The following is a 15101-nucleotide window of genomic DNA, read 5'->3' as shown; positions in this document are numbered from 1 at the left end:
GATGAAGTCTGCCGTAACCGGCACGCCCGTCCCGCCACCGTCGATACGCTGCCTCAAGGAGTGAGCTGCATGTTGATCCGCCTGCAATGCGAGCAACGCCAATGGCGCGTGCTGCACCCGGACCGGCCGGAACCGATCGAGTTCCGCGATGGTGCCCGGGCCTACGATTTCGCTGAAACCCTTGCACGCCTCCACTTCGTCGACACCGGGCAGCGCGCTGCGGTGCGGGTGGAGGCCAGCGGTGCGTTCGTGGAAGCGGTCAGCTACGGCTGAGGGTTGGGGTTTCCGACCAGATCATCGTTCCGGAGCCCGCTAACCACGCACAGCGTGGATCTACTTTGCATCTGTCTCCACGCATGGCGTGGATCGACCCCGTGTTCCGCAGTAGATCCACGCCATGCGTGGATCTACTGGTGGTGACCGGCCTCAGCCTGCCGCGCTGAGCGGCGGGGTGCCTGCGGCCAGCTGCGGCCAGCGCTTGAGCACTGCCGTACGAATGCCCGCCGCATCAATGCCGGCCTCGGCCAGCAGGTCCTCGCGGCTGGCGTGGTGCTGATAGCTGTCTGGCAGGCCCAGATGCAGGATCGGGCGCAGTACGCCTTCGGCGTTGAGCAGCTCGCCGACGCCGGAACCGGCGCCACCGGCCACCACGTTGTCTTCGATCGTCACCAGGCCCTCGTGCTGGGCGGCCACGGCCAGCACCAGCTCGCGGTCCAGCGGCTTGATGAAGCGCATGTTGACCACGCTCAGGCCCAGTTCGCGGCCGACCTGCTCAGCGGCGGCCACGGTGCTGCCGAAGGCGAGCAGCGCGACGCGGCTGCCCTGCAGGCGCAGCTCGCCCTTGCCGATCGGCAGGGTCGACAGGTCGGTACCGGCGGCAACGCCGGTGCCGGTGCCGCGCGGATAGCGCACGGCAGCCGGGCCCGGATGCTGCAGGCCAGTGCTGAGCATCTGCCGGCACTCGGCTTCGTTGGACGGTGCCATCACCACCATGTTCGGCACGCAGCGCAGGAAACTCAGGTCGAGGTTGCCGGCATGGGTCGCGCCGTCCGGGCCGACCACGCCGGCGCGGTCGATCGCGAACAGCACGTCCAGGTCCTGGATGGCCACGTCATGCACCAGCTGGTCGTACGCGCGCTGCAGGAAGGTGGAATAGATCGCCACCACCGGCTTGCCGCCCTGGGTGGCCATGCCGGCGGCGAGGGTGACCGCGTGCTGCTCGGCAATTGCCACGTCGAAATAGCGCTGCGGGTATTCCTTGCTGAAACGCACCAGGCCGGAGCCTTCGCGCATCGCCGGGGTGATGCCGTACAGGCGTGGCTCGGCAGCGGCGGCATCGCACAGCCAGTCGCTGAACACATCGGTGTAGGTCGGCTTCTTGGCACCGGCCTTGGCCACCAGTCCCTTGTCCGGATCGAACGGGCCGACGGCGTGGTAACCGATCTGGTCGCCCTCGGCCGGCTCGTAGCCCTTGCCCTTGGTGGTCATCACGTGCAGCAGCTTCGGGCCCTTGGAGGCGCGCAGCGTCTTCAGCGTGGACAGCAGGGCAGGCATGTCGTGGCCGTCGATCGGGCCGGTGTAGTGGAAGCCCATTTCCTCGAACATCGTGGACGGCACGAACATGCCCTTCCAGTGTTCTTCCCAGCGCTTCACGAAGCGCGCCGGATTGTTCTTCTTGTCGCCGAGGATCTTCTTGCCGCCTTCGCGCAGCGCATTGAGCGTGCGGCTGCCGGTGGCACGGCCGAGCATCTTGGTCAGGCCGCCGACCGCCTCGGAGATCGACATGTTGTTGTCGTTGAGGATCACCAGCAGGTTCGGCTCGGGCTCCATGCCGCCGGCGTGCATCAGCGCTTCGAACGCCATGCCGGCGGTCATTGCGCCATCACCGATCACTGCAACGACCTGGCGGTTGTCGCCTTCGGACTGGCGGGCGATGGCCATGCCGAGTGCGGCCGAGATCGAGGTCGAGGAGTGGCCGACGCCGAAGGTGTCGTACTCGCTCTCTTCGCGCTTCGGGAACGGCGCGACACCGTCCTTCTGCTTGACGGTGTGGATCTCGTCGCGGCGACCGGTCAGGATCTTGTGCGGGTAGGTCTGGTGACCGACGTCCCAGACCAGCTGGTCCTGCGGGGTCTGGTACAGGTAGTGCAGGGCCACGGTGAGTTCGATCACGCCCAGGCCGGCGGCGAAGTGGCCGCCGCTCTTGCCCACCGACTCGATGAGGTAGGCGCGCAGTTCGTCGGCGACCGCCCTCAATTCGGATTCGTCGAACGTGCGCAGGTCATCCGGTGTCTGGATGCGCGCGAGGCGGGGATAGCGGGCAGAGTCGATCATCATGTTCGCACTTGTTCTGAACGCCCATTTTCGCCCTCAAACGGGGGTGGGGCAAGCAAACGCCGCCGTCCGTGACAGGACGGTGAGGGTTGCATTTTCGGGCGTTCAGGTGCTCAGTTTCGACCGCTTGGGCAATTGCGCCTTCAGGAAGGCCATCTGGTCGGCCAGGATGTTGCGGTTGGACAGGATCAGATGCTCGATCCAGCTGGGCCGGTAAGGCACCGCCAGCAACGGCATTCCGGCCTGCTGGGGGGTGCGGTCGCTCTTGCGCGAGTTGCAGTGGAAGCAGGCGGTGACCACGTTTTCCCAGCAGTCCAGGCCACCCTTGGACAGCGGCATGACGTGGTCGCGGGTGAGCGTGGGGCGGTTGAACTGCTGGCCGCAGTACATGCACAGGTGTGCGTCGCGGGCGAACAGGGCCGGGTTGGTCAGGTTCGGCGTGGGGTCGATCGCGCGGGAGCGGGCGTGGCCGCGGGCGGCGATGATCGGGTGCAGGTCCATGCCGCTCTGCAGGCCGCTGAAGCGGTTGGTGCCGCCGTGGATGTGCAGGCAGGGATCGCCGAGTGTCCAGGCGACGGCTTCGCGGGCGTAGAGGCACGCCGCATCCTGCCAGGTGATCCAGTCCAGTACGCGTCCGTGGGCATCAAGCGAGAGCAGCCGGACCGAACCGGGGCGATGCAGCGTCGTGGCGTTGGGCGATGCTTCGGCGCCCGGAGCAGAAAACGGGGCTCCGGCTTCGATCAGACCCAAGCGTGTAGTGTCTGTCTCCATCGGGAGAACAGCTTATACCTGAATGTTGACGATTTGTGTATCGCCTGTCGGCGATACGCAAATCGCAACGATTCAGGTCCGCGCATTCCTCCTATCCCCCGCGCCTGTCGGTGCGCCCCCTTTAGCAACCCAGCCCGCCGTTGGCGCGCTGGGTTGCCCGCGCATTCTTCCTCATCCCCGCGCCTGTCGGCGCGCCCCCTTTAACAAAAGGGGGCTTTTCTCCAGATGGATTTCGGTGGTTTCCATCCACGCATGGCGTGGATCTACGGTGTCGACCAAGGTCGACACCTACCAGCAGCAGAAATCTGTCGAGGGCGGGGTGGGTCCGGTTGCGGGGGCGTGAGCCGCATGGATGCGGCGACCGAGCTTACATGGACGTACTTGCAGCGTCCCCCGCAATTGGACCCACCTCGCCACCCCGCAGGAAGCCAGCTCTTGCCGTTGATGTTGCTGTTGCGGTGGCCGGCCAGCGGCCGGCACTACCGCGGGTGCCGGGCGCAGCCCGGCTCAGGCGCCGAAGCGCTCGTCGTCCATCGCCATCAGCGGGGCGGCGCCGGCCTGGATCGCGGCGGCGTGGCTGAGGGTGCGCGGCAGCACGCGGGCGAAGTAGAACCGTGCGGTCTCGCGCTTGCCCTGGGCGAAAGCGGCGCCGTGCGCGCTGGCATCGGCGGCCGCCACGCTGCGGGCCCACCAGTAAGCCAGCACCACGTAGCCCGAATAGAACAGGTAGTCGTAGCTGGCTGCACCCAGTTCGTCCGGGTTGGCGGCCGCGCGCTGCAGCACGTCCAGGGTCAGCTTGCCCCATTCGGCGGCCTTGGCGCGCAGCGGGCCGATGAACTCGGCCAGCGCTTCGTTGCCTTCGTTGGCCTTGGCGAACGCCTCGATCTCGGCCAGCATCAGCTTCAGGCCGGCACCCTGGCTGGACGCGGTCTTGCGGCCGATCAGGTCCAGCGCCTGGATGCCGGTGGTGCCTTCATACAGCGTGGTGATGCGTGCATCGCGGGCCAGCTGCTCCATGCCGTGTTCGCGGATGTAGCCGTGGCCACCGAAGCACTGCAGGGCGTTGTAGGTGTTCTCGATGCCCCATTCGGTCTGGCAGGCCTTGGAGATCGGGGTCAGGAAGCTCACCAGGGTGTCGGCGCGCTCGCGCTCGGCGGCATCCTCGGCGTGGTGGGCGACGTCGATCAGGGTGGCGGCGTGCAGGGCCAGCAGGCGGCTGCCCTCGACCAGTGACTTCACCGTCAGCAGCATGCGGCGCACATCCGGATGGACCAGGATCGGGTCGGCCGGCTTGTCCGGGAACTTGGCGCCGCTCAGGGCGCGCGACTGCAGGCGCTCACGGCTGTACTTCAGTGCGTTCTGGTAGGCGCGCTCGGACAGGCCGATGCCCTGCAGGCCGACGCCCAGGCGCGCGGTGTTCATCATGGTGAACATGGCCTGCAGGCCCTTGTGCGGCTGGCCGACCAGGTAGCCCTGCGCACCATCGAAGTTCATCACGCAGGTGACCGACCCCTTGATGCCCATCTTGTGCTCGATCGAGCCGCAGCGCAGTGCGTTGCGCTCGCCGACGTTGCCTTCGCGGTCGACCTTGAACTTCGGGGTGACGAACAGCGAGATGCCCTTGGCACCCGGAGGGGCGTCGGGCAGCTTGGCCAGCACCAGGTGCACGATGTTGCCGGTCAGGTCGTGCTCGCCGGCAGTGATGAAGATCTTGGTGCCGGTGATCGAGTAGCTGCCATCGGCATTCGGCTCGGCCTTGGTCTTGAGCAGGCCCAGGTCGGTGCCGCAGTGCGGTTCGGTCAGGCACATGGTGCCGGTCCAGCGGCCCTCGATCAGCGGCTTCAGGAAGGCCTCGTGCTGCCAGGCTTCGCCGTGCTGCTTCAGCGCTTCGATGGCGCCGTGCGAGAGCAGCGGGAAGTTGCCCCACGCCAGGTTGGCGGCATTGATCATTTCGTTGAGCGGCACGCCCAGGGTGTGCGGCAGGCCCTGGCCGCCCAGCTCCGGCGAGGCGGTCAGGCCGGTCCAGCCGCCATCGACGAACTGGTCGTAGGCCTGCTTGAAGCCGGGCGGGGTGGTCACTTCACCGGTGGCCTGGTCGAGCACGCAGCCGATCTCGTCGCCGACGCTGTTGAGCGGGGCCAGCACGGTGGCGCTGAAGCGGCCGGCTTCTTCCAGCACGGCATCGACCACGTCGGCGGTGGCGTCGGTGAAGCCCAGGCGGGCGAACAGGGGTTCGACCTTGAGCACATCGTGCAGGGCGAAACGGAGGTCGGAAAGCGGGGCGGTGTAGCTGCTCATCGGTACGTCTCGATTTGATCAGGGACAGGGGGAGCGGCGCCGGGCGCCGCGGCGGAAAGCGGGAGTCAGCGCAGCACGCCCGGCAGGCCCGGGGCCTGGTTGAGGGTGCTGCGGCTGCTGATGTCGAAGCTGCGCTGCTTCTTTTCCTGCGGCGTGGCTGCCACCGTTCCCTTCAGGCCATAGGCCAGGGTGCGGTTGCTGGCCAGCGCATCGGCCACCACCAGGCGTGCGGCCGAGCTGGGCACCAGGTTGACCTGGATGACGTCGGCCGAGGTGCCGCCGATGGAAATGCCCGGCTTGGCCTGCAGGGTGCCGGCGTCGCTGTCGCCGACGGTCAGCGCCAGCGCGACGTCATCGAAGGTCATGGGCATGGAGCTGTAGTTCTGCAGGCGCAGGGCCACGGTCCAGTTGCCGTCGGCGCGCACGGTCAGCTGCTGCAGGCTGGCTGCCGGTTCCGAAACACGCTTGACGATGCCGTTGTTGCAGGCAACAAGGGCGAGGGTGCACAGGACGATCAAGGCGATACGGAAGCGGTGGAGCATGGGCGCAGGTCCTCTGGAGGGGTGCGTTGGATAAGCATACTACGGCGTATGGTCGTTTGGATCGCCTGTGGCGACCCGTCGCAGAGGGTAGCGCGTGAATATGGCGGCCGGGCGTGCGCGGCGCCGGATGGCGCGCGCGTGGTGCGCCGGATACGACGCGGTTCAGTCGGCGGGCGTATCGCGAATCGGAGCCATCAGGCGCAGTGGGCCGAGGTCGTAGCCCATCGTCTCGGCTTTCTCTTTCAACTGTTCGAACCGGGTGCGATCCATTTCCGGCAGGCGCGAGAGGATCCACAGGTACTTACGGTCCGGCTCACCGACCAACGCCCACTGATAGTCCGGGTCCAGTGCCAGGACCCAGTAGTCGGCCCAGACCAGCGGCACCCAGCTCAGCCAGTCCGGCACGAAGCGCACCTGCAACTGGCCGGGATGGCCGGCAACCGGGCGTGCAACGCCTTCAGCAACCACGCGTTCTCCGTCGCCGTTGCGGCAGGCATTGGTGACACTGATGCGGCCATCGCGGCGCAGCCCGTAGTTGGCGGTGATTTCGCCAACGCACTGCTTCTGGAACGACACCGGAAGATGCGCGATCTCGTGCCACTGGCCTGCGTAGCGGTCGATGTCCAGCGTGTCGACTGCGCGCACCGGTTCGGCGGCGATCACCGGGGAGGCGGCCAGCAGCAGGCAGGCAAGCAGGGTGGGGCGCAGAGGCATCGGCAGGCTCCAGGCAGGAGTCTGGAGCGTAGGTGCCGCCGCGCATGCCGGTGTAAACGTTTCGTCAACCGGGCGACGGTGGCCGCCGCTTGCGCGTAGCGCGAATAAAAAAAGACCTGCATTTCTGCAGGTCTCTGAAGATGGTGGCCGAAGACGGAATCGAACCGCCGACACGGGGATTTTCAATCCCCTGCTCTACCAACTGAGCTACTCGGCCAAATTGTGTGGCTACCGCGGTGAATGCGGTTTCCGGAAAAAAAAGACCCGCATTTCTGCAGGCCTTCGAAAGTGGTGGCCGAAGACGGAATCGAACCGCCGACACGGGGATTTTCAATCCCCTGCTCTACCAACTGAGCTACTCGGCCACATGTTTCGTTGCAGCGAGGTCGCTGCCAAGGACGCGTATATTACGGAGGTCGGCTGCCTTCGGCAAGCGTTTTGCCAAGATTTCTTCACATTGCCGTCTGCGCGCTCGCAAGTGCTTGATCCTCCGTTCTGGGGCGGGGCGTGGCCAGTCGATAATCGTCTGCGATGGAAATCAGCAGGTCGCTGCCAGCGCCAATGCTGCAAGGGCAAGGGCCGTGCCGGACCCGCGCCGGTCCGGGCAATGGAACGCTGTTTTCGTGGCCGCCATCGGGGATCGCTGCGGCGTAGTGTCGGCACTCCTTTCTCCTGATGCTGGCAACAGCAGAGACCTGGCCATGTCCGATTCCTCGACCACCTCCCGCATCGTGCTCGCCTCGCGTCCACAGGGCGCACCGACCGCCGGCAATTTCCGTCTGGAGCAGGCCACGCTGCCGGCGCCCGGGCCGGGCGAAGTGCTGCTGCGCAACCGCTATCTGTCGCTGGACCCGTACATGCGTGGACGCATGGACGAGGGCCCCTCGTATGCCGCGCCGGTGGCGGTGGGCGCGGTGATGGAAGGGCAGACCGTGGCCGAGGTGCTGCAGTCCAACGCCGAGGGTGTAGCCGCAGGTGATCTGGTGCTGGCGCCGGGTGGCTGGCAGACCCACGCGGTGCTGCCGGCCAAGGCGCTGGGGCGTCGGCTGGATCCGGCCGGCCTGCCGTTGAGTACGGCGCTGGGCGTGTATGGCATGCCCGGTTTCACCGCCTATTCCAGCCTGCATGAAATCGCCCGTTTGAAGCCGGGCGAGACGCTGGTGGTGGCTGCCGCGACCGGGCCGGTGGGCGCGACCGTGGCCCAGCTGGCCAAGCTGCAGGGCGCGCGCGTGGTCGCCATCGCCGGTGGCGAAGCCAAGCGTGCCTATCTGCAGACGCTGGGCGTGGACGTGGCGCTGGATCATCGCGCCGCTGATTTCGCCGCGACGCTGCGCGCGGCAGTGCCCAGGGGTATCGACGTGTATTTCGAGAACGTGGGCGGACACGTGCTGGATGCAGTGCTGCCGCTGCTCAACGACTTCGCCCGCATTCCGGTGTGCGGCACCATCGCCACCTACAACGAGCGGGGCGTCGAGCAGCCCGGCCCGGACCGGTTGCCCGCACTGTTCAGCCAGATCCTGCGCCAGCGCCTGACCGTGCGCGGTTTCATCGTGCACGACTTCAACCACCTGTGGCCGGAGTTCGAACGCGAGATGCCGCAGTGGCTGCGCGACGGCCGCATCCAGTACCGCGAGGATGTGGTGGAAGGGCTGGAGAATGCACCGGAGGCGTTCTTCGGGCTGTTGCAGGGGCGCAACTTCGGAAAGCTGGTGGTGAAGCTGGATTGAGCGTTCGCCGGGATTCGCCGGGCATGGCCCGGCGCTACCGCGCGGTGTGCCGACCAAGGTCGGCAGCTACCGGGTTGCATCAGCCGTTGGCTGCCTTTTCCCGGCGCAGCAGTTCGCGCTTGCGCGCTACGCCCCAGGCATAGCCGGACAGGTCGCCATCGCGGCGCACCACGCGGTGGCAGGGCACGGCCACCGCCAACGGATTGCTTGCGCATGCGCGTGCGACGGCACGGCTTGAGCGCGGCGCGCCGATACGCGCGGCGATATCCGCATACGAGGCAGTCTGCCCGCGCGGAATCTGCTGCAGCGCCTGCCACACCCGTTGCTGGAACGCGGTGCCGCGGATGTCCAGTGGCAACGTGGCGCCTCGCGAAGGATCCTCGACCAGGCCTACGACCTGTGCCACCAGTTGCTCGTAGCCCTGGTCGGCGCCGACCAGTTCGGCTTGGCGGAAGCGTTGCTGCAACGACTGCAGCAGGGTCTCCGGATCGTCGCCGAGCAGGATCGCGACCACGCCGGTCCCGCTGCTGGCCACCAGCACGCTGCCCAGTGAGCTTTCGGCAAGCGCGAAGTGGATGACTTCGCCGCGCCCCCCTGCGCGCCATTGCTTGGGCGTCATGCCCAGCAATTTCGGTGCGTTCTCGTAGAAGCGTCCACTGGAACCGAAGCCAGCATCGTGGAAGGCGTCGGTGATGCGTTCCTGTTGTTCCAGCCCAGTGCGCAGGCGGTCGGCGCGCAGCGCGGCGGCGTACTGCTTGGGGGTCAGCCCGGTGGCCTGCTTGAACAGGCGATGCAGGCGCGTCGGGCTGCAGCCAGCGATATCGGCCAGTTGCTGCAGCGAGGGTTCGTCGAGGCTGGTCTGCAGGTGGCGGCAGACCCGTTCGATGCGGTCATCGAGGGCGGTGGTGGCGGTACTGTCCATGGCCGGATTCTGGCACGTGCCGGTGCTGCGGAAACTCCGTTTCCTGCACTCACCTGTGAGGCCCGGAAACGGAGTGTTGGCGGGCCGAACGCACGGCATCGTGGCGGCCACTTCACAACCGGTACCACGACCATGCGCCTGAACAACAAGATCGCTCTCATCACCGGTGCCAGCGCCGGTATCGGCCGCGCCAGCGCGCTGCGCTTCGCCGCCGAAGGAGCAAAGCTGGTGCTCAACGCACGGCGGCCGGAGCCGCTGCAAGCGCTGGCCGAGCAGATTCGCGCTGCCGGTGGCGAAGCCGTGGTGCATGCCGCCGACGCGGCCAACCCGGGCACGGCGCAGGCGCTGGTCGATCTGGCCCAGCAGTCATTCGGCGGCCTGGACATCGCGCTCAACAATGCCGGCATGCTCGGCCCGGGCGTGCCGGCGGCGGAGTTTCCGGTGGATGTCTGGCGCGAGGTGATGGCCACCAATCTCGACGCCGCCTTCCTTGCGGCACGCGCGCAGCTGCCGGCACTGCTGGCGCGCGGCGGCGGCTCGCTGGTGTTCGTCGGTACCTTCGTCGGCCACACCGTGGGATTCCCGGGCATGGCGGCCTATGCGTCAAGCAAGGCCGGGCTGATCGGCCTGAGCCAGGTGATCGCTGCCGAATACGGTGCGCGCGGCGTGCGCAGCAACGTACTGCTGCCCGGTGGCACCGATACGGAGATGGGCCGGCAGGCCGCACCGACCGGCGATGCCCGCGACTTCGTGCGCTCGCTGCACGCACTCAAGCGCCTCGCCGAGCCGGAGGAGATCGCCAATGCGGCGTTGTTCCTGGCCAGCGATGAAAGCAGTTTCGTTACCGGCAGCGCGATGCGCGTGGAGGGTGGGGTGTCGATCACCCGTACCTGAGTGGGGTCACGTGCGTGGCGCGTAGGCGCTACTCCGCGACCTCGCAGGTTGCGAGCGTCAGCTTTGAGGTGACCCCGGCCTGGCATTTGCACGCCGCGATGGGCAGGGGGGCGAAACGCCCACGTTCAACGAAATGGGATATCGGCGTGACGGCCAGGCCGGTCTCGCGCTGGACCTCGCTCCCGCCAAGAGCAAGAACTGGGAGGTGGGAAGCAAGTGGCACGCCCAAGATGGAAAGCAACTGGACGTCAGCCTGTTCCGCGCGGAAACCGAAGATGAGTTGGCCGTGGCTAGCAGCATCAACGGTCGCAGCACCTACCGAAACGTAGAGCGGACCCGGCGTCAGGGGAACTGGCGCAGGAGCGTCCGGGACGTATGCTCTGACGTGAGCTGAGTTCAGCAGGTGTATGAGGCGCGTTTGGCCGAGATGCACTAACGCGCGTCGAACCCCATTGCGAGACAAGGGTGTCGGAGCAATCCGGAACCCCTTTTCTCGTCAACAATCTCCCGTCTTTTCCCAAAGATGACTTCGCCGGGGTTGCGCGCTCACCCGTGCGCTTCCCTGCGCGGGCTCTGGCCATCGTCACAGACCGGTGGCAGAACTGCCGCTGCGCTTGGTGGATGATTGAGGCCCAGGCACCTATGTCGCTGGGCAATATTCCCATCGTCTCAGCCAGCCACCTGGCCGATCTAGGCCAACGCTCACTTCGATGACCGACGCGGCTTGGCTGTGGCCAGCGGCTTAAGGCCGATCTCCCGATCGCTGACAATCAGTTCGGCCAGAGGTCCTCTGAGCGATTCGAGCCTCACAGAACCCGGCTGACCGGCACTAAGTGAGGCGAGCCTCGATGATGGCTTGGCGTTGCGGTCGTAGGCGATGGCAATCAGGCCGTGGGCATTGAAGACCAATGCACTGGCTCCAATGGCCGCGCAGCCGGCGGGCCCCTTCTCGGAGCCCGCGTCCACCATGACGAACTGAATGCCGTTGACCGTCTCGTCGGCACTGACGTGCCAGCCGGCCGCGTGCGCTGCGTTGGCTTGAGGCGACAGGGCAGCCAAGGCGGGGCGAGGGCACTGCGCGTCCGCTTGCGGCCGCTGCTTTGCCGACGGCAGTTGGACGGTCGGCACCAACCGCAGCGTGCCCACCCGCGCTGCAGAGAGGGCGGGCGTTCCCACGTTCAACACTGGCAGCGTTGGCGCTTTTTCTGCGGCTTCCTTTTCAACGGTCCTATTTGGCATGGACTTTGCATCGGCTGCAGTGCGCACGAGCAAAGCGGTCGCCAATATCAGGATCACGGTGCCAGAAACGGCCAAAGGGGCCCAATCCGCGAATCCTTGCGGTGCCCAAGTTGGCAGTGAAGCGGAGGAGGAGTGCGTGGCCATGGTCCATCATAGATTGGGTTGGAAGGCGGAGCTATGATGGCGTTTCTAGCCAGTGGACAGGGAGATCCAGCGTCATGACTGATTTTGATCAAGTGCCTTTCGGGGCCAGCGATTTTGCCGAGAATCCGGAAAACCGCTGCGCCTGTTTGCTTCTGTTGGATACATCTGGATCGATGGGAGGCAAACCGATTGAGGAGCTCAACGCCGGTCTCCTGCAGTTCCAGGAAGAGCTGAACTCGGATTCCCTGGCGGCCAAACGGGTAGAGGTGGCCATTGTCACGTTCGGGCCCGTCCAGACCGTGACTGACTTTGTTACGGCCGACAGCTTTTATCCGCCGGTCCTATCGTGCACCGGGGATACCCCGATGGGGGCCGCGATCGAGCAAGGCCTGGAGATGGTTCGGCAGCGCAAAGAGGTCTACAAGGCCAACGGCGTGTCCTACTACCGGCCGTGGGTGTTTCTGATCACCGATGGAGCGCCTACCGATTCCTGGCAGCGTGCAGCCGCGTTGGTTAGAGAGGGGGAAGCAACGAAGAACTTCCAGTTCTTCGCAGTGGGCGTGAAAGGCGCGGATATGGACGTCCTCGGCCAGATCTCCACACGTGCCCCGCTCAACCTCAAGGGGCTCCAGTTCAGGGAGCTGTTCAAGTGGCTTTCTAACTCCATGGGCGCGGTTTCCCGTTCGACCCCGGGCGACAACGTGCCCTTGGTGAACCCTATGGCGCCAGACGGCTGGGCCAGCGTGTAATGGAGTTGCAGGATTGGCGCGTGGTGGCAGCGTCTTCCATTGGCACTTCCCACATCAAGTTTGGGACGGATTGCCAGGACGCCTACGAGCAGGAGTTCTTCCAAGTGCACGGCACCGTGCTCCTGGTGGCGTCCGATGGCGCCGGAAGCGCCTCGCAATCGGCAACGGGAGCGAAGCTGGCGACGGCGGAGATTCGGGACTGCGTGCGCAATCATTTTGACGACGGCCAAAGCGTTGAGCAGGTCACCCGGGACGTCGTGCTGAACTGGCTTGCCGGCGTCGCGGCCCGGATCGCGCACAGGGCCGCTGCTGAGGGACTGGAGGTCAGGGAGTATGCGTGTACGTTGGTGGCGGCCATCGTGTCCCCAACCCACGCCTGCTTCTTCCAAGTAGGCGACGGTGCCATCGTCATCCGGCCCCGCGGTGACGACTGGGCTTACGTGTTCTGGCCGCAACACGGCGAGTACATCAACACCACGGTCTTTGTCACGGATCCGGTGGCTGTATTGAATGCCGAGTTTTCGTGCAGTGCCGGTCCCGTCGATGAGGTCGCGGTGTTCACCGATGGCATTGAAGCACTGGTGCTTCACCAAGCCACCCAGAGCGTCCATTCCCCCTTCTTTGACAAAATATTCGTGCCGGTGCGAGCACTGGATAACTTGGGCTACAGCGAGGAGTTGTCGTCCAAGCTCGAGGCATACCTTGGTTCCCCGATGATCTGCGAGCGGACGGACGACGATAAGACGCTCCTGCTTGCCAGCCGGCTGGCGAAGGTGCCCGAGGCATCGGCGTCACCTGAGGAGGCTTAAATGGCCTCGTCTGCTCTGGTTGGCAAATCCGGACCGGTCCGCTTGGGAAAGCAGCTGGGCAAGGGCGGAGAGGGAACAGTCTTCGAGGTTGAAGGCAAACCCGACTCGGCCGCCAAGATCTACTTGGCAGCGATCAGCAGTGAGAGGGCGGACAAGCTGTTGGCCATGGCCGCCCTCCGGACCCCTGCGCTGGACCAACTCACGGCCTGGCCCACCGACGTGCTGCGGCACTCCGATGGCAAGGTCTGCGGCTTTGTCATGGCCAACCTTCGTGCATCGAAGGACATCCACAAGCTCTACAGTCCCAAGAGCCGTTTGGCCGAGTTCCCGCAAGCCGACTGGCGGCTGGTGGTCCGCGTTGCGCTGAACACGGCCAAGGCGTTTTCTGTTCTGCATCGAGCCGGCCACTTGGTCGGGGACGTCAACCACGGCGGCGTGCGGGTGTCGCCCGATGCGACGGTGAAGCTGATCGACACCGACAGCTTTCAGATCACGCACCAAGGGCGCACTTTCTTGTGCGAGGTTGGGGTCCAGGATTTCACGCCGCCCGAGCTCCACGGGAAGGCATTTAAGCAAGTGACGCGAACGGCCAATCACGACAACTTCGGGTTGGCCGTCCTGATTTTTCAGATGCTCATGAACGGTCGTCACCCGTTCGCCGGCCGTTACAGTGGTCCGGGAGACATGCCCATCGAAAAGGCGATCCCGGAGTTCCGTTACGCCTACGGCAAAGACACTGCGCGGACCCGAATGAGCCCGCCGCCGTTGAGTGCCTTGCCTGCCACGGCGTCGCCCTGGGTTGCAGATCTTTGGGAAAAGGCGTTCGGCCCTGACGGGGCCAAGCCAGGCGGGCGTCCGAAGGCTGAAGACTGGGTTCAAGCGCTGAGCAAGCTGGAGCAGAACTTCAAGAGGTGTGCTTCAAGGCCTTCCCATTTCCATTTTAATGGACTCCCCGAGTGTCCTTGGTGTCCGATTGAGCGCGCCGGTATTGCGCTCTTTGGTGGCGGCGCAGTGGTCATCTCCAAGCTCGCCTCTGGTCCGTTCAACCTGGACGCTGTCTGGCGGGACATTACAACGGCGGTGCTGCCCCCAATGCAGGCCATCCCTCAGTTGCAGGCCGTGCAGGCCGCTCCCCAGATGCAAGCGTGGGGCCGGCGTCGGACGTTCTGGCAAACCGCCGGGTGGATGGTGGGCTTGGCAATTGCCGTGCTGGGCATTGCACTCTCGGCCGTGTTCGCGCCCCTCTGGGCTTGCATGGGATGGGCACTGGGGGCGTGGGTGAACAGCCGTGGCCGGTCGGACTCGGCGCCCTTGGCCGCCAGCTACAAGAAGGCCAAGGCCCATTACGACGGACTTGCGGCGCGTTGGACCCAAGAGCAAGCCGACACGCAGCTACAGGCCAAGCATAACCTCCTTCGTCCCCTGCGGGACGAGCATGTCGGTCTGCCCGCAGAACGAGAAAGGCGCTACCGCGCGCTCTTCAACAACCGCCACCAGAGCGCGCTGAAACAGTTCTTGGACAAGTTCGAGATCGAGCGCGCGTCCATTCCTGGAATCGGCGCAACCAAGAAGGCCATGCTGGAGTCTTTCGGTATTGAGACGGCAGCGGACGTCAGTCGCCAGGCAGTCCTCAACGTGCCGGGGTTCGGCCCGGCGTTGACCGACCGCTTGATGAAGTGGCGGCAAGATGCAGAAGCACGATTCCTCTTTGACCCAAACTCGGCGATCGACCCCCGGCAGGTCGCGGATCTGGACCGCACCATTCAAGGACGGCGGGCCCAAATCGAGTCTGATCTGGTGGCTGGCCGATTGGTCATTTTGCAGATGCGACAAGCCGCGATGGCTCGCCGCAGATCCTTGGAGGAGGCCATGCGCGCTGCGGTTGATATGCTGTCGCAGCAAACCGCCGATGCCAAGGCGGCTGGGATTCTGTAGGTCGAAGGAACTCCTCTGGCTGG

The 15101-nt window shown here is 65.6% G+C and carries 13 protein-coding genes, 2 tRNA genes and 1 pseudogene; 7 read left to right on the top strand and 9 right to left on the bottom strand.

The genetic code is table 11. The features are described 5' to 3' along the window. Nucleotides 1–69 precede the first annotated feature (69 nt). Entirely contained in the window at nucleotides 70–273 is a 204-nt protein-coding gene (locus ACZK33_RS16165; protein ID WP_005417823.1) for a hypothetical protein, read from the top strand. Between the two features lie 153 nt (nucleotides 274–426). Here ACZK33_RS16165 and dxs read toward each other — a convergent pair whose 3' ends face one another. The 7 genes from dxs to ACZK33_RS16130 form a co-directional block, all read right to left on the bottom strand. Beyond that, the gene (gene dxs / locus ACZK33_RS16160; protein ID WP_423173873.1) at nucleotides 427–2334 is read right to left on the bottom strand and encodes a 1-deoxy-D-xylulose-5-phosphate synthase; all 1908 of its coding nucleotides are present in this window, start codon (nucleotides 2332–2334) and stop codon (nucleotides 427–429) included. 105 nt (nucleotides 2335–2439) lie between these two features. Next, nucleotides 2440–3105: an HNH endonuclease gene (locus tag ACZK33_RS16155; RefSeq protein WP_019336875.1), complete on the bottom strand. Its 666-nt coding sequence runs from the start codon at nucleotides 3103–3105 to the stop codon at nucleotides 2440–2442. 507 nt (nucleotides 3106–3612) lie between these two features. Then, nucleotides 3613–5403, bottom strand: coding sequence for an acyl-CoA dehydrogenase C-terminal domain-containing protein (locus ACZK33_RS16150; protein WP_285302354.1), 1791 nt, complete (start codon nucleotides 5401–5403; stop codon nucleotides 3613–3615). 65 nt (nucleotides 5404–5468) lie between these two features. Continuing rightward, nucleotides 5469–5945, bottom strand: coding sequence for an LEA/WHy family protein (locus ACZK33_RS16145; protein WP_032130304.1), 477 nt, complete (start codon nucleotides 5943–5945; stop codon nucleotides 5469–5471). A gap of 162 nt (nucleotides 5946–6107) precedes the next feature. Beyond that, a complete protein-coding gene (locus ACZK33_RS16140) occupies nucleotides 6108–6659 on the bottom strand; it encodes a lipocalin family protein (protein ID WP_049401708.1) in 552 nt (183 codons plus the stop codon). Between the two features lie 141 nt (nucleotides 6660–6800). Beyond that, nucleotides 6801–6876: transfer RNA gene (locus ACZK33_RS16135), tRNA-Phe, on the bottom strand. 72 nt (nucleotides 6877–6948) lie between these two features. Next, a tRNA-Phe gene (locus ACZK33_RS16130) sits at nucleotides 6949–7024 on the bottom strand. 336 nt (nucleotides 7025–7360) lie between these two features. On the opposite strand from ACZK33_RS16130, the gene ACZK33_RS16125 reads away from it, so the two are divergent. After that, the gene (locus ACZK33_RS16125; protein WP_423173793.1) at nucleotides 7361–8386 is read left to right on the top strand and encodes an NADP-dependent oxidoreductase; all 1026 of its coding nucleotides are present in this window, start codon (nucleotides 7361–7363) and stop codon (nucleotides 8384–8386) included. Nucleotides 8387–8465: 79 nt separating this feature from the next. On the opposite strand, the gene ACZK33_RS16120 is transcribed toward ACZK33_RS16125, so the two are convergent. Then, on the bottom strand, nucleotides 8466–9308 hold the full coding sequence (locus ACZK33_RS16120; protein WP_423173794.1) for a bifunctional transcriptional activator/DNA repair enzyme AdaA: 843 nt from the start codon (nucleotides 9306–9308) through the stop codon (nucleotides 8466–8468). Between the two features lie 132 nt (nucleotides 9309–9440). On the opposite strand from ACZK33_RS16120, the gene ACZK33_RS16115 reads away from it, so the two are divergent. Together ACZK33_RS16115 and ACZK33_RS16110 are read left to right on the top strand one after the other, a co-directional pair. After that, nucleotides 9441–10202 carry an SDR family oxidoreductase gene (locus tag ACZK33_RS16115; protein WP_423173795.1) on the top strand — a complete coding sequence of 254 codons (762 nt, stop codon included), beginning with the start codon at nucleotides 9441–9443 and terminating at the stop codon, nucleotides 10200–10202. Nucleotides 10203–10222: 20 nt separating this feature from the next. Continuing rightward, nucleotides 10223–10569, top strand: a pseudogene (locus ACZK33_RS16110) (TonB-dependent receptor domain-containing protein); the annotation flags it as partial. A 335-nt stretch (nucleotides 10570–10904) separates the two neighbouring features. Here the strand turns inward: ACZK33_RS16110 and ACZK33_RS16105 are convergent. Then, nucleotides 10905–11585: a hypothetical protein gene (locus ACZK33_RS16105; protein ID WP_423173796.1), complete on the bottom strand. Its 681-nt coding sequence runs from the start codon at nucleotides 11583–11585 to the stop codon at nucleotides 10905–10907. A gap of 74 nt (nucleotides 11586–11659) precedes the next feature. Between ACZK33_RS16105 and ACZK33_RS16100 the strand changes: the two genes are divergently transcribed. Genes ACZK33_RS16100 through ACZK33_RS16090 form a run of 3 tightly spaced genes read left to right on the top strand, consistent with a single transcriptional unit; the run spans nucleotide 11660 to nucleotide 15078 of the window. Beyond that, on the top strand, nucleotides 11660–12334 hold the full coding sequence (locus ACZK33_RS16100; RefSeq protein WP_423173797.1) for a vWA domain-containing protein: 675 nt from the start codon (nucleotides 11660–11662) through the stop codon (nucleotides 12332–12334). Nucleotides 12335–12357: 23 nt separating this feature from the next. Further along, a complete protein-coding gene (locus ACZK33_RS16095) occupies nucleotides 12358–13143 on the top strand; it encodes a PP2C family serine/threonine-protein phosphatase (protein ID WP_478453594.1) in 786 nt (261 codons plus the stop codon). Then, nucleotides 13144–15078, top strand: a complete 1935-nt coding sequence (locus tag ACZK33_RS16090; protein ID WP_423173799.1) for a helix-hairpin-helix domain-containing protein — start codon at nucleotides 13144–13146, stop codon at nucleotides 15076–15078. Nucleotides 15079–15101 lie beyond the last annotated feature (23 nt).

This window comes from Stenotrophomonas sp. 86156_Sma (assembly GCF_056481625.1).
This window is presented reverse-complemented; position numbering and strand designations above follow the sequence as displayed.